This window comes from Paenibacillus sp. J22FR21 (genome assembly GCF_056269135.1).
This window is the reverse complement of record NZ_JBWDNJ010000001.1, coordinates 347,308-361,581: the sequence shown is the minus strand read 5'-3', so window position 1 is coordinate 361,581 and position 14,274 is coordinate 347,308. Positions and strand designations below refer to the sequence as shown.

The following is a 14,274-nucleotide window of genomic DNA, read 5'->3' as shown; positions in this document are numbered from 1 at the left end:
CCTCCTATAGTTGTTGTCGGCTTGCAGGTGTTGCGTAATCTAGTTTAACTCATTCAAAAATGACACACCATGATCAGGACGCGTCACACCGAAATTGTCGGCAATGGTGGCTGCGATGTCAGCGAAGGTAGAACGAATGCCAAGCGACCCCGGCCTCTTCAATGCCGGACCGTATACCAGCAAGGGGACATACTCTCTCGTATGGTCGGTACCGGAATAGGTCGGATCATTGCCATGATCTGCGGTCACGATGAGCAAATCCCGCTCCCCAAGCCGCTTCGTCAGCTCCGGCACGCTGCGGTCGAACGCTTCAAGCGCACCGGCGTATCCTTGCGGGTCGCGACGATGGCCATATAGTGAATCGAAATCGACCAGATTCGTGAAGAGCATTCCTTTAAACGGCTTATCGAGCGCGACGATCGTCTTATTGACGCCATCCTCGTTGCTCTTCGTATGAAGGGCCTCCGTAATGCCTTCGCTGACGAATATATCATCGATCTTGCCAACGGCTATGACATCGAATCCGCCATCCTTCAGCGCATTCAGTACGGTAGGCGCCGGCGGCTTCACCGCGTAATCATGCCGATTCGTTGTTCGTTTGAAGGATCCCGGCTTGCCCACGAAAGGCCTTGCAATAACACGACCAACGGCATATCGCTCGTCCAGCGTGAGTTCACGTGCGATTTCGCAGGCTCGGTACAGCTCCTCCAGTGGAATAATGTCTTCGTTCGCTGCAATTTGGAAGACGCTGTCCGCGCTCGTATAGACGATCCATTTGCCAGTGTTCAACTGCTCTTCGCCCAGCTCATCCATAATGTCCGTGCCGCTGGCCGATTTGTTGCCAAGCACGCCACGGCCTGTCCGAGCCTCAAACTCACTCAGCAGCCCGCTTGGGAAACCGTCCGGGAACGTCCGGAATGGAACGGTCACCTTCAAGCCTGCGATTTCCCAGTGGCCGGTCATCGTATCTTTGCCCACGGAAACCTCAGCCATTTTGCCATAGTAGGCTAATGGATGTGCTTCCGTCTTCCAGCTGCCAAGGGGAGCGATTCGATCCAGTCCCCAGCTGCGAAGATGGGGCATCTGAAGCGCCGGCACCTCTTGCAAAATGTGACCCAGCGTATGGGAGCCTACATCTCCGAATGCCGGTGCATCCGGAAGCTCGCCGATTCCGACACTGTCGAGCACGATAACTGTAATACGGTCAAACTTCATAGCCTGATCACTCCGAATTCGTTTGTTTACTTCTAGCCCGCGGATGCGCCAGGTTGTACACCTCTTTAATGCGCGGCTTGGTCACCTGCACATACACCTGGGTTGTGGAAATATCGGCATGGCCGAGCATTTCTTGCACAGCACGTAAATCTGCGCCGTTCTCCAGCAGATGAGCGGCGAAGGAATGCCGCAGCGTATGCGGCGTCATTTCGCCTTCGATGCCCGCTTCTGCAGCGTATTTCTTCAGGATTTTCCAGAAGCCTTGCCGGGTCATTCTGGCCCCTTGTTGATTGACAAACAAAGCGGTTTCATCATTCTTGCGCAGCTTCACAAGCACTTGTTCCAGATAATGGGTCAGCGCTTCAGTCGCCACGCTGCCAAGCGGAATGATCCGCTCCTTGGTGGTGGAACCGATACAACGAATGAAGCCCATGGACAGGTTAATATGCTCATCATCTAAAGAGATAAGTTCAGATACGCGGATCCCCGTTGCATAGAGAACCTCCAGCATGGCAAGATCGCGAATACCGGCATTTGTTTCGGGATCCGGCGCGGCGAGCAGCCTCTCCACATCCGTGATCGTGACGATTTTGGGCAGTCGTTTCTCTTGCTTCGGCATTTCCAAATGAATCGACGGATCGCTTTGCATATGACGCCGCATAATTAAATAGTGAAAAAAAGCACGTATCGAGACCATATGTCTGGAAACAGTCGCAACCGCCCGTCCCTGCTGCTTCAGCTGAAGCATGTAGAGAGAGAGGTGGTGTTTCTGTATGCCGTCCACAACCGAGATGCCCTGACTCTCCGCATAATCCAGAAATAAGGACAAATCCCGTTCATAGGATGACATTGTATTGGCAGACAGCCTCCGCCCTTCCTGTAAATACTGAATAAATGTTCGCAGATGCACTCTCATGGGTCGTTCCTTTCCCGGATAAACAGCTTCAGCAAGTATCCCTGCTATATTCCACAAAGCCGCTTAATCTCCTGCCAAAGGAAGCCAAATCACCCGCATCCTATTCACCATACCAGTAAAATAACCGAAGCTTGTCATAAATGCTGCTTGCATCCACCTGAAACGGTTCTTCGTTAAACACCTTCAACGCCTGGCCCTGCGGCACGCGATATGGATCCTCAGGTGTTATCCAAACGGCGATAAACCTGCAGCCGCCATACATCGTAATTGTGAGGAAACAGAGCAGCAGCATAAAAATTATCCGTCTCAGCCACCTGCGAACCGACACCACCATCGCGAAAACCCCTTTTCTTAAAGCGAAGAATGGGCAGCCTTTCCCTCTAAAGACGGGCAAATGGTTGTCCTTTACAACACCTTATGAGCCGGGACGATGAATCATGCATAGGCGCCTAGCTAGCTTAGTTTATCGAAAGGCACGCTTTCGAGCAATTGACTCATGCTGATGTACGGCATATTCACAGCCTCGGCTACTTGTGGATGAGTAACGCGGCCTTTGTACGTGTTCACGCCTTTGCGGAGCGGCTCATTCGCTCGCACAGCTTCCTCCAGCCCCTTGCCGGCAAGCTCCAGCGCATAGGGCATTGTGACGTTCGTCAGCGCAAGCGTAGAGGTCCTCGGAACGGCTCCCGGCATATTCGCAACCGCATAATGGAGAACGCCATGTTTCTCATAAACAGGATTCTTATGCGTCGTTACGCGGTCGATTGTCGCAATCGTTCCGCCTTGGTCAACGGCAACATCCACGATAACGGCACCTTTCTTCATCGTCTTGACCATTTCTTCGGTGACCAAATGCGGCGCTCTGGCACCCGGAATGAGTACAGCTCCAATCAAGAGGTCTGCCTTCTTCACAGCGCTGGCAATATTGTAGGGGTTCGACATTAAGGTACGAATGCGACCTTCAAACACCTCATCAATATATCGCATCCGATCCGCGCTGCGCTCCAGAATAACGACGCTGGCACCCATCCCAAGGGCAATACGAGCAGCATTCGTACCGACAATACCGCCGCCAAGGATGATCACTTCCGCAGGCGGAACACCGGGTACGCCGCCAAGCAATATTCCGCGGCCGCCGTAGAAGGCTTCCAGGAATTGAGAGCCTACCTGAACCGCCATCCTGCCTGCTACCTCGCTCATCGGTGTGAGCAGCGGCAAGCTGCCGTTAGGCATCTGAATCGTTTCATAGGCAACCCCGGAGACATCCTTCTCGATGAGCGCTTTCGTCAGTTCAGGTGCGGCAGCTAAATGAAGATACGTAAACAGCAGCAGTCCTTCGCGGAAATAACCAAATTCCTCCGGCAGCGGCTCCTTCACCTTCATAATCATTCCGGCCTTTGCCCATACTTCCTTCGCTGTCGGCAAGATGGCGGCGCCTTCAGCCACATAGGCTTCATCTGTAAAGCTGCTCCCTTCACCGGCACCGCTTTCGACCACGACCTCATGTCCGGCAGCCTTCAGCATTCCCGCTCCTGCAGGGGTAAGCGCAACTCGATACTCGCTTGCTTTGATTTCTTTCGGCACGCCGATAATCATATGCATCTCCCTCTCCGTCTCCTTGATTCTTCATATGCAGGCAGAGGACGGGTTGACAGTCCTCCCTGATACTTTCTCTCGCGGAACGGAAAATATGTACCATCGTATCAGCATCTACCCATGCCCTTGTACGAATGTCTCCATACACTGGAGTATTGGTTCCTGCACCGATTGGAAGTTGAGTCTATCGTTAAAGGAGGAGCATCTTTTGCCAAATGTTGAACGGCTGCTGCTCAGCTGCTCAAAAGGCAGATCATCAGGCCATACTACGCGTAAGTTAATCGGATTTAAATCACAATCGCAGTACACGCAATGTCTCAAGGAACTTGCCAAATACGGCATACGACCGGTTAAGAGCATTCGTCGCAACCGCGTCATCTGCTGTCACGTCGACAGCCGCCGTACCCAGCAGCTGCAATCGCTTGCCGAGCATCCGAATGTCAGCTACGTCGAGCCCGATTTCAAGCTCCATGCACATGGTTTCGAGGCGAAGCCCAGATTGAAGAACTCGAAGGTCCGCATCAGCGCAATAGCTTCTCTCTCCAAGAGAACGAGAAAAAACTCGCGAACGCACGGCGCAGGCAAAGGAAAGCTGCACTCGGATACATCCTCAAGCAATGTAGGCTGGAATCTCTCGCAAATTGAAGCGAATAAGGTCTGGACATCCACGAAAGGCAAAGGCGCAGGAATCGCCATTATCGATACAGGCATTGCCAAACATTCCGACCTCCGCATTTACGGCGGCGTCAATACGATGGGCGGGTCATCCTACAAAGACGACAACGGCCATGGTACGCATGTAGCAGGCATCGCGGCGGCAGTCGGTGCGAATGGCATCATTCAGGGCGTAGCGCCACGTGCTAGGCTGTACGCCGTCAAAGCACTGGATGCGAGCGGCGCCGGCTATGTGTCCGACATTATCAAAGGGATCGACTGGTGCATCTCCAAGAAGATTCCCATCATCAATATGAGCCTCGGACTGGAAGGCGAAACGAGCAGCGCGCTGAAGGAAGCCGTACAGCGGGCGAGACAAAACGGCATTATTGTCGTTGCCTCGGCGGGAAACAGCGGAACAAGCACAGGCCGAATTGATCAGCCTGCCCGGTATTCAACGGCACTCGCGGTTGCCGCTTCTACCCGCAATGGGAAGGTCGCAAATTATAGCAGCCGCGGTTACGGCATCGATGTCACCGCACCGGGCAGCTATATTAAATCAACATCGCTGGGCGGCGGCTATCAAGTGTTATCCGGCACGAGCATGTCCAGTCCTCACGTGGCAGGCGGCGTTGCGCTCCTGAAATCACTTGATCCTTCTATAGGACCTTCGACGATTACGAAGCGGCTGCGCGCTTCAGCTAAACGTATCTCCAACTACTCCTATAAAGCGCAAGGGTACGGGATTATGCAGCTCGGAGGGGCATCTGCTTATTCCTCCACCGATCAATCGACTGAAGCGGCATCGCGCAAATCCAGTTCCGGTCATAAATCCAGAAGGAAGAGGTCCTGATAGGTCCGGATACCAAGTAATCATAGAAACGCGCACAAAAAACTCCCTTTGACAGTGTTGCTCAGCATGAGTGCTGAGAACACTGCAGAAGGGAGTGTTTAGTTTTCGACCTTTAGTGCATCGTTCTTCGCTTTGCAATTGACGCATATTCCTTGAAAATCAAGGCGATGGTCCAGAACCGTAAACCCATATTCCCGCTCAAGTCGCTCTTCGAGCGGCCCCAGCCAATCTTCCAATATTTCACTCATGGTGCCGCATTGCACGCAGATAAGGTGATGATGATGATGTTTGTTGTTGTCTGCCCGCAAATCGTAACGAGCAACGCCATCCCCAAAATTCATCTTCTCCACAACATGCAGCTCGCTCAGCAGCTCCAATGTCCGATATACGGTTGCTAATCCTATCTCAGGCGCGATGTCCTTAACGAGCATAAACACGTCTTCCGCGCTAAGATGATCCTCTTCGTTCTCCAGAAGCACACGAACTGTAGCTTCTCGCTGTGGGGTCAGCTTGTACCCCTGCGACTGCAGCTGTTGCTTAATCTTATCAATCCGGGATTCCATGGCTTCCCCCCTCATACCTGACTTGTGCCATCATCACGGAATCGGTTTGCTTTTATTATAGGTGCACATAACGAACAAAGTCAATTTTTTTTAGAATCATTACAATCCACCGCTAACGCCGACGATTAGCGGAGCGGCCCATTTCAGCAGCATCGGAGTGACGTAACACTCTACCGCCGCCGCTCCAAGAATGATTAGCAGCATCATGGCAGCGCTCGAAGTAAAAGTAACCAAGGGTTGGCTTAACGTTCCGAAACGACCTAAGAGGCGGTTCTTAACCACATAGAGTCCGAAGGAAATTGCTGACACACTAAGGATGAGAAACGCGGGAACTGCCAGTAAGTTTGGCGGTGCAACGGATGCCAGCGAGAAGATCAGACCTTTCCACGCAAACTGCCTCACCAGCGTTCCTATCGCAAAACCAACCAACACGCCTTTTAGAAAATCAAGCGCCAGCACAAGCGGCATCCCTACGACGGTCAGCCCGAGCACCCAGATGAGTATCATCCACTTGGCATGGAACCATGCCCGGTCCCAGAACGACTCATTTCCGCTCTGTAAGACGCCTTCTTGAATATGATGGATGAATTGCTGCACATCCCCTGCTAAATTCTGCTGTTGATCCAATGTCAACGCATTTACGAGCAGAGCGCCGAACACGACCCCTACGACAAATAATACAGACACGAACACATAAAGAGTCAGCTGATCCTTCATATTCGGCTGAAGCACGGATGATCGCATGGCATATCCCCCTAAACCCAGATGGTTCAGTGTATGTCCAAGCCTCCGCCGCTATGACGATCTGCTTAGTGCATACGGTTTGCGACTTTGCCGTAGTTCCCTCCACCGCCTGCTTGCAGCTTCAATGAGCCATTGCGAGCTTCTGCGATAATCGCTGCCGCCGATTCGCCTGCAATCCCTGCAATCGCCTCTATTGGTGCATCATGAAGAATGTTCATTTCCGTAGCAAACTGATCCAGCAGTTTGGACAATGTCTTCGGACCGATGCCCGGGATAAATTCCAGCGGCACTTGGTAGATATAGCGAGGTCGGTCTTCAGGCACGACCGGCTCACTTCGACCCGCATTTGCCCCGAGCTCCATGATCCGATCCCATACACCTCGTACTTGCTTCACACTCCCGCATTGCAAGCAGCGCTCTGCATCCTGCGTATCCTCGGCGAGGGAACCGCAGTTCTTACAATACGTGCGATGGTATTTGCCGAGGACGGGATTCAGCCCGTAATTGGCCGTAATTGCCCGCCCTTCAGCGCCTTCTAGCGCAAGCTTCAGCTCCTGAAAGGACGGCTCTTGAAGATGGAACTCATTATATTCGCGGCCGATCTTGGATAAGGAATGTGCATCTGAATTCGTCAGGAATGGGAGTGTATCGAGCTCGGGAATGAGCCCGGCCATCTCGCTGTCTGAGCTTAATCCGAGCTCAACGGCATCTACAAGCTTCGGATCGAGAGTATCTTGAAGCTGATCCGAGCAGCTGCCGAACAAGCTCTTATGAGGCGTGAAAATATGAGCAGGAATGAACAGCCCGCCCCGTCCCTTTACCTCGGCTTGCAGCTCTCGGGATGGCACATATAATCGCTGGGAGCTGAGCTGCACATTGCGCATCGAGCGGGACATCCACTTCGTGAACGATTGCATTTCTGCAAAGTCCGGCAGATAGATCAAATGATGAGCAGTGCCGAAGCCGGCATCGCGAACCTCGATTTCGGATCCAAGGAGAATGGTCGTATCCCGGTAGCGAATGCCTCCACCGCTAACTTGGGTCATTTCCCCGGAATCGAGCAAGGACTCGATATCACGCTGAACGCCGGGAGAGTGGCAGTCGATCACACCGAGCAGTCCGATGCCTTTGCGAACCGCCGCCTCATAGGCAATGTTACGAAAGGTTAGATCCTTACTTCCGCTTATCTTAACCGGCTCTCCCCGCTCCGTCCGCCCGATATGCAGGTGAAGATCGGCAAATACGCGGCTCAGCTTCCCTTCTTGTCCAGCCGCTTTCATAGTGGTCACCTCTAAATCTCTCCTGTAAGCCTGTAGATATGCCATGCATAGACGGCTAGAATCGTCTTCGCGTCACTGATCCGCTCTTCTTTCATATACTGCTGCGCCTGCTCGAACGTAATTGCTTCTACCGCCAGAAACTCATCCTCGTCAGGCGCGCTATCCCCTTTGACAAGATCCTCTGCGAGATATACATACAGCTTCTCATCGGCAAATCCCGGCGACGTATAGAACGCACTCAGTGGGCGAAGCTTGCCTGCGCGATACCCCGTTTCCTCTTCCAGCTCACGCGCTGCCGCAACCATCGGATCTTCACCGGCATCCAGCTTGCCCGCCGGAATCTCGATTTGGAACTTCTCCATCGGCTTGCGATATTGCTCGACGACGAGCATTTTATCATCGATTAGCGCCAGAACGGCGGCCGCACCGGGATGTCTGACAATTTCGCGTGTGGCCGTTTTGCCGTCAGGCAGTTCTATCGTATCGACCTGCAGCGAAATGATTTTCCCATCGAAAATCGGTTCAGTCTTGATTGTTTTCTCGCGGAATTGATCGGTTTTCTCTAACATCTGTCATCGGCTCCTTTAATGTAATTCGATATTTAGGTAATTCTGTATTTCGGCCAGTCGGCAGGCATATGTTCTCTAACTCTCTCATATCTATCTATCAGTATAGCAAAAGGGGAGATCAATCATGAAACAATACACGGTAAAAAGCTCAATGACACTTATCGGCAAAGCCTGGGAAATCCGTCACCAGCTGAAGCTGCTTGCCAATGCGAGTTCGAAATCAGGTTCGAATAACGGCAGTGGTAAATCCGGACGAACGCTCGTTGAGTATTTGCAATCGACCCGTTAATACAGGACAGAATATCATGTTCGGAACAATAGAAAGGGTTGCCGCCGTAGATTACTCTACAGCCGGCAACCCTTATTCATATTGGCAAAGCTTATTCCTTCAGCTCCGCGGCCTGTTCGATAATCGCAACAACCAGCTCAGCCGTTTTCACTAAATCTTCTGCCTTAATTTGCTCATTCGTCGTATGGATATGCTCATACCCGATTGCAAGATTCACAGTCGGCACGCCATGTCCGTTGAAAATATTCGCATCGCTTCCGCCGCCGGAGTGAAACAGCTTCGGTGTTCTGCCGATCTTCTCAATTGCCGCCTTCGCAAGCTCCACGACCGGATCTCCGTCCGTGAAGTTAAATGCCGGATAGATCAGCTTGCTTTCAAACTCCGCTTTCGCGCCGAATTCACTCGCTACCGCCAGAACGGTTTCACGCATCGCTTCAACCTGCTTGTCGAGTTTATCCTGCACAATGCTGCGCGCTTCCGCGTCCAGCTTCACGAAATCACAGACGATATTCGTTGCGCCGCCGCCTTCAAACCGTCCGATGTTCGCTGTTGTTTCGTGATCAATTCTACCAAGGGACATGCGCGAAATCGCTTTACCCGCCACTTGGATCGCACTGATGCCATCCTCCGGATTAACGCCGGCATGTGCCGATTTACCGTGAATCTTGATCGTGATCTTCGCTTGTGACGGCGCAGCAACGGCAATATCGCCAATCGGACCATTGGAATCCAGCGCATAGCCGAACTTCGCTTTCAGCCTCTTGCTGTCGATTGCAGCCGCGCCTACAAGACCGCTCTCTTCTCCAACCGTAATAACAAGCTGAATAGGACCATGAGGAAGATTCTGTTCCTTAATGACACGAATCGCTTCGAACATTGCGGCAAGTCCTGCCTTATCATCTGCTCCGAGAATCGTCGTTCCATCACTTCTTATGTAGCCGTCTGCGTCAAGACGCGGTTTAATGCCTTTGCCCGGCACTACCGTATCCATGTGGGAGGTAAAGAAAATCGTCGGTGCCCGCTCAATGCCGTTTGCTTCAAGCATCGCGAACAAATTGCCTGCTCCGTGTCCGGTGATGCTTGCCGCATCGTCTTCTTCAACAGAGAAGCCAAGCTCTTTCAGCTTTCCTGTAAGCACGTCACAAATTTCACGTTCATATTTCGTTTCGCTGTCTACCTGTACAAGCGCCATAAATTCATCGATTATTCGTTGGTTATTAATCATCGGCTTTCCTCCGTTCATTGATTTCGTTTACAATAGACTCAGACTTGTACATCTCCCATACGAAAGGAGCATGCTCGCGTGCGTCCCAACCGATTGATGAAAATATTCATCTGGCTGCTCATCGCTTCAATGCTGATCTCTACTTTACTGATTAGCATCGGCTGGATCTTCGAATAGTCCGGTTTCTTCTTCTACTTCACAACCAAACTGTTTGCAGAAATGCGGCAGCAGTTCGCGTGCCGCTTGTTCCACACTTAGGTTAATGCCTGTTACATCAGCGAAGGAAGTAACCGCATATTCCTGAATGCCGCAAGGAATGATGCCTCGAAATCCATCCTGCGCAATGCCTGCTTTAATATTCAGCGCAAAGCCATGACTCGTCACGAATCCGCGGCGAGTCCTTGCTTTGTTAAACTTCACGCCGATTGCCGCGATTTTGGCATCGCCTACCCAAACACCGGTATATTCCGACTTCCGATTCGTTTCAATTCCATAACCTGCGAGCCAGTCCATGATTGCCTGCTCCAGCTGTCGCAAGTAACCGTGCAGATCAAGGCCTGCTCCGTCCAGATAAAGCAGCGGGTAACCAACAAGCTGACCCGGCCCATGATACGTAATATCCCCGCCGCGATCAATTTGAAACACGCCGATGCCGCGAGCAGCCAATTCTTCTTCCGAATAGAGCAAATGCTCCGGATGACGCTGCGAGCCGATCGTATAGGTCGGCGGATGCTGAAGAAGGAGCAGCGTTTCGCGTCGCTCCTCCTTGTCGATTTGTTTGACGTATGCCTTCTGTAAATCCCATGCTTCGGCGTAGCCGAGCATGGGCGTATAGTGAATATCGATCGCTTTCACGTTCGTTGTCATAACATGTAAGCCCCGTTTCAATACAGCTTCGTATCTAAATTGAAGCTTTCCAAATTTTCTTTCACCCGCTGCAAGAAACGTCCGCAAATGACGCCGTCCAAGATCCGATGATCCAGCGACAAACAAATATTCGCCATCGAACGAACCGCAATCATATCGTTGATTACGACAGGACGCTTAACGATGGATTCGCAGGTAACGATTGCGGCTTGCGGATAGTTAATGATCGGGTAGGACAAGATCGAGCCGAACGACCCCGTATTATTAACGGTGAACGTTCCGCCTTCCATATCTGCAAGCGTCAGCTTGCCTTCACGGGTTTTGCGAGCCAGATCTTCAATTTCCCGGGCGAGGCCGGCGATATTTTTCTGATCGGCATTCTTAATGACAGGTACTTTAACCGCATCCTCTGTACCCACCGCAAGGCCGATATGAATATCGCGCTTCACGATGATTTTGTCAACGGCCCATACCGAATTCATGATCGGGAAATCTTTGATCGCGTTAACGACGGCTTTCACCCAGAATGCGAGATAAGTAAGGTTCACACCTTCGCGCTTCTTGAAGTCATCCTTCAACTTGTTGCGCAGGGAGACGAGGTTGGTCACATCCACTTCCATCATCATCCAAGCATGCGGAATTTCCGTGACGCTCTGGCGCATGTTACGCGCAATGGCATTACGAACAGGCGTAACATCGATAAAATATTCGCTTCTGCCCGGCACTTGCTGCCCTTGCACTTCAACACCGGGAATACGCGGCGTTTCAGACAAATGAAGGCCGGAGGAACGAACCTGCTCCCCGCCGCTCTTATTCGACTGCTGTGTTTGTTGAGTGCTGCCTGCATTTCCGGCTGCTGTTCCAGCCGCTCTGGTACCGCGTCCGGACTCCACGAAAGTAAGCACATCTTTGCGTGTGATCCGTCCACCAAGCCCTGTTCCTTCAATCGCAGACAGGTTCACGTTATGTTCAGCCGCAAGTGATTGAACCGCAGGGGAGTAACGATAGCGCATATGATCATTGCCATCGGCTTCAGCCGCCGCGCCTTGAGCACGAACAGCGGCACGATCGTTGTTTCGGGCAGGAGCGTTAGAAGCAGCAGAGGTACTTACGCTGCCTCCGTTAGGTGAAGCAGTTGGGGCAGCAGTACCCGCTCCCTCTTCATCAACCTCGATCAGGCAAAGTGGCGTGCCCACAGGTACGGTTTCGCCTGCACCGACTAATATTCGAATCAGCGTCCCTTGAATGGTCGCGGGTAGTTCAGCATTTACTTTGTCCGTAAGAATTTCACAGATCGGCTCATACATCTCGATTGAATCGCCAGGCTGCTTAAGCCATTTGTCGATCGTTGCGGAGACAAGCGATTCTGCGAGCTGTGGCATGACGACTTCCGTCAATTTCTTCATTCCGACCACTCCTAAATGTTTTGCGAAGCGACTTCGATTTTAGAATAATGCCAGCTTCTTCATCGCTTCTTTCACTTTATCTTTATTCAGCATAAAGAATTTCTCGCCCGGTGGATTAATCGGCATTGCCGGAACGTCCGGACCACATAAACGCATAATCGGAGCATCCAGCTCATACAGCATTTCTTCTGCGATGATAGCCGATACTTCTGCGCCAATGCCTCCGAATTTGTTATCTTCATGAATAATGAGCACTTTACCGGTACGACGGGCAGCTTCCAGAACGCCTTCTTTATCAAGCGGCTGGAGTGTACGCAAGTCGAGTACATGAGTGGAGACGCCTTCTTCTGCAAGCTCCTCGGCTGCTTCGAGCACGAAGTGAAGCGGAAGACTGTAGCTAATGACCGTAATGTCATCGCCTTCGCGAAGGACATTGGACTCTCCGATCGGAACGATATAATCGCCCTCCGGAACATCACCGTTTACTAGCTTATAGCATTTCTTGTTTTCAAAATAGATAACCGGGTCCGGATCGCGAACGGCTGCTTTCAGAAGACCTTTTGCATCGTACGCCGTGTAAGGCGCTACAATCTTAAGACCGGGTGTTCCGAAGAACACCGACTCCGGACATTGGGAGTGATACAAGCCGCCGAAGATTCCGCCGCCGATTGGCGCACGGATGACAAGCGGGCATGTCCAGTCATTATTGGAGCGATAACGGATCTTGGCCGCTTCGCTAATAATTTGATTCGTAGCCGGGAACATAAAGTCCGAATATTGCATTTCAGCAATAGGCCTCATGCCGTACATAGCCGCACCGATAGCAGCGCCGACAATTGCGGATTCCGCAAGCGGCGTATCCAACACGCGCTCTTCGCCGAACTGGCCGATAAGCCCTTTCGTCGTCGTGAACACGCCGCCTTTGTGGCCAACATCCTCGCCGAGCACGAATACATCCTCATCGCGTTCCATTTCTTCTTTCATGGCCAAGCGGATCGCATCAATATAGTCCATTTTCGGCATGTTAGCGTCCTCCTTCGCCATGATCTTCGGCGTACACATGTTTCAATATATCTTCAGGTTCCGGGAAGGCTGCTTGATCTCCATAGGAGGTCGCATCATCCAGAGCCGCTTTAATCTGCTGCATCAAAGCTGCATCGCGCTCTTCATCCCAAATTCCGCTGTCGATCAAATACTGCTTGAACTTCGGCAAGCCGTCTTTGTCGCGATGCGAATCGACTTCTTCCTTCGTCCGGTAAGCAAGATCCTCATCCGATGTGGAATGCGGCGATAAGCGATACATCACGGCCTCGACCAGTGTTGGACCTTCGCCATTAGCCGCACGCTCACGTGCTTCTTTAACGACACGGTACACTTCAAGCGGGTCGTTGCCGTCTACGCTATAACCAGGAAAACCGTATCCAAGGGCACGGTCAGCGATTTTTCCGCCTATTTGTTTATGAATCGGAACCGAAATCGCATATTGATTGTTCTCGCACATGAAAATAACCGGCAGCTTATGCACTCCGGCAAAGTTGGCACCCTCGTGGAAATCTCCTTGATTGCTGGAGCCGTCTCCGAAGGTAACGAAGGATACGAAATCTTTCTTCTTCATCTTGGCTGCCAGTGCAAAACCGACTGCATGAGGGACTTGCGTTGTAACAGGACTTGAGCCCGTCACGATGCGCAGACGCTTCGAACCGAAGTGTCCCGGCATTTGGCGACCGCCGCTGTTAGGATCAGCCGCTTTGGAGAATAGGGAAAGCATAAGCTCGCGCAATGTCATACCTACTGCAAGCACAAATGCGTAGTCGCGATAATAAGGCAAATAGTAATCTTGATTCCGATCGAGTGCAAAAGCTGCGCCTACCTGTGCGGCTTCTTGACCGATACCGGATACGTGGAATTTGATTTTGCCTGCCCGTTGAAGCAGCAGACAGCGCTCATCATACCGACGAGCGGTTGTCATTAGCGTGTACATTTCAATGGCTTGATCGTCCGATAGCCCAAGTGCGGCATGTTTGGTTTGCTGCACGGCAGATTCGGATTGTGTCATGAGGGATGCCCTCCTTTTAGCTGCTATTATAACCAGGTACT

Annotated in this window: 14 protein-coding genes and 1 pseudogene; 2 read left to right on the top strand and 13 right to left on the bottom strand. The window is 51.8% G+C overall.

What is annotated here, in order from left to right:
* Positions 1-39 precede the first annotated feature (39 nt).
* The 4 genes from AC0YNS_RS01720 to ald form a co-directional block, all read right to left on the bottom strand.
* Positions 40-1,215, bottom strand: a complete 1,176-nt coding sequence (locus AC0YNS_RS01720; protein ID WP_475779340.1) for a phosphopentomutase — start codon at positions 1,213-1,215, stop codon at positions 40-42.
* A 7-nt stretch (positions 1,216-1,222) separates the two neighbouring features.
* Positions 1,223-2,131, bottom strand: a complete 909-nt coding sequence (gene xerD, locus AC0YNS_RS01715) for a site-specific tyrosine recombinase XerD (protein WP_475779339.1) — start codon at positions 2,129-2,131, stop codon at positions 1,223-1,225.
* 100 nt (positions 2,132-2,231) lie between these two features.
* Positions 2,232-2,465, bottom strand: coding sequence for a DUF4227 family protein (locus tag AC0YNS_RS01710; protein WP_090976838.1), 234 nt, complete (start codon positions 2,463-2,465; stop codon positions 2,232-2,234).
* A 119-nt stretch (positions 2,466-2,584) separates the two neighbouring features.
* Entirely contained in the window at positions 2,585-3,727 is a 1,143-nt protein-coding gene (ald, locus tag AC0YNS_RS01705; RefSeq protein WP_475780078.1) for an alanine dehydrogenase, read from the bottom strand.
* A gap of 208 nt (positions 3,728-3,935) precedes the next feature.
* On the opposite strand from ald, the gene AC0YNS_RS01700 reads away from it, so the two are divergent.
* Positions 3,936-5,234: a S8 family peptidase gene (locus tag AC0YNS_RS01700; protein WP_475779338.1), complete on the top strand. Its 1,299-nt coding sequence runs from the start codon at positions 3,936-3,938 to the stop codon at positions 5,232-5,234.
* Positions 5,235-5,332: 98 nt separating this feature from the next.
* Here AC0YNS_RS01700 and fur read toward each other — a convergent pair whose 3' ends face one another.
* The 4 genes from fur to AC0YNS_RS01680 form a co-directional block, all read right to left on the bottom strand.
* Positions 5,333-5,797 carry a ferric iron uptake transcriptional regulator gene (gene fur / locus AC0YNS_RS01695; protein ID WP_090976842.1) on the bottom strand — a complete coding sequence of 155 codons (465 nt, stop codon included), beginning with the start codon at positions 5,795-5,797 and terminating at the stop codon, positions 5,333-5,335.
* A gap of 99 nt (positions 5,798-5,896) precedes the next feature.
* Positions 5,897-6,541: a stage II sporulation protein M gene (gene spoIIM / locus AC0YNS_RS01690; protein WP_475779337.1), complete on the bottom strand. Its 645-nt coding sequence runs from the start codon at positions 6,539-6,541 to the stop codon at positions 5,897-5,899.
* A 65-nt stretch (positions 6,542-6,606) separates the two neighbouring features.
* Positions 6,607-7,821, bottom strand: a complete 1,215-nt coding sequence (locus tag AC0YNS_RS01685) for an endonuclease Q family protein (RefSeq protein ID WP_475780077.1) — start codon at positions 7,819-7,821, stop codon at positions 6,607-6,609.
* Between the two features lie 11 nt (positions 7,822-7,832).
* Positions 7,833-8,390 (bottom strand): NUDIX hydrolase, encoded by a 558-nt coding sequence (locus AC0YNS_RS01680; protein ID WP_475779336.1) that lies wholly within the window; start codon positions 8,388-8,390, stop codon positions 7,833-7,835.
* A 124-nt stretch (positions 8,391-8,514) separates the two neighbouring features.
* Here AC0YNS_RS01680 and mciZ point away from each other — a divergent pair.
* Positions 8,515-8,586: pseudogene (gene mciZ, locus AC0YNS_RS01675) on the top strand (Z-ring formation inhibitor MciZ); the annotation flags it as partial.
* Positions 8,587-8,770: 184 nt separating this feature from the next.
* Here the strand turns inward: mciZ and AC0YNS_RS01670 are convergent.
* From AC0YNS_RS01670 to AC0YNS_RS01650, 5 genes are all read right to left on the bottom strand, one after another.
* A complete protein-coding gene (locus AC0YNS_RS01670) occupies positions 8,771-9,904 on the bottom strand; it encodes a M20/M25/M40 family metallo-hydrolase (RefSeq protein WP_475779335.1) in 1,134 nt (377 codons plus the stop codon).
* A 144-nt stretch (positions 9,905-10,048) separates the two neighbouring features.
* Positions 10,049-10,771 carry a lipoyl(octanoyl) transferase LipB gene (gene lipB / locus AC0YNS_RS01665; RefSeq protein ID WP_475779334.1) on the bottom strand — a complete coding sequence of 241 codons (723 nt, stop codon included), beginning with the start codon at positions 10,769-10,771 and terminating at the stop codon, positions 10,049-10,051.
* Between the two features lie 17 nt (positions 10,772-10,788).
* A complete protein-coding gene (locus tag AC0YNS_RS01660; protein ID WP_475779333.1) occupies positions 10,789-12,177 on the bottom strand; it encodes a dihydrolipoamide acetyltransferase family protein in 1,389 nt (462 codons plus the stop codon).
* A 39-nt stretch (positions 12,178-12,216) separates the two neighbouring features.
* A complete protein-coding gene (locus AC0YNS_RS01655; RefSeq protein ID WP_475779332.1) occupies positions 12,217-13,200 on the bottom strand; it encodes an alpha-ketoacid dehydrogenase subunit beta in 984 nt (327 codons plus the stop codon).
* A 1-nt stretch (position 13,201) separates the two neighbouring features.
* Positions 13,202-14,233, bottom strand: coding sequence for a thiamine pyrophosphate-dependent dehydrogenase E1 component subunit alpha (locus tag AC0YNS_RS01650; protein ID WP_475779331.1), 1,032 nt, complete (start codon positions 14,231-14,233; stop codon positions 13,202-13,204).
* Between the last annotated feature and the right edge of the window lie 41 nt (positions 14,234-14,274).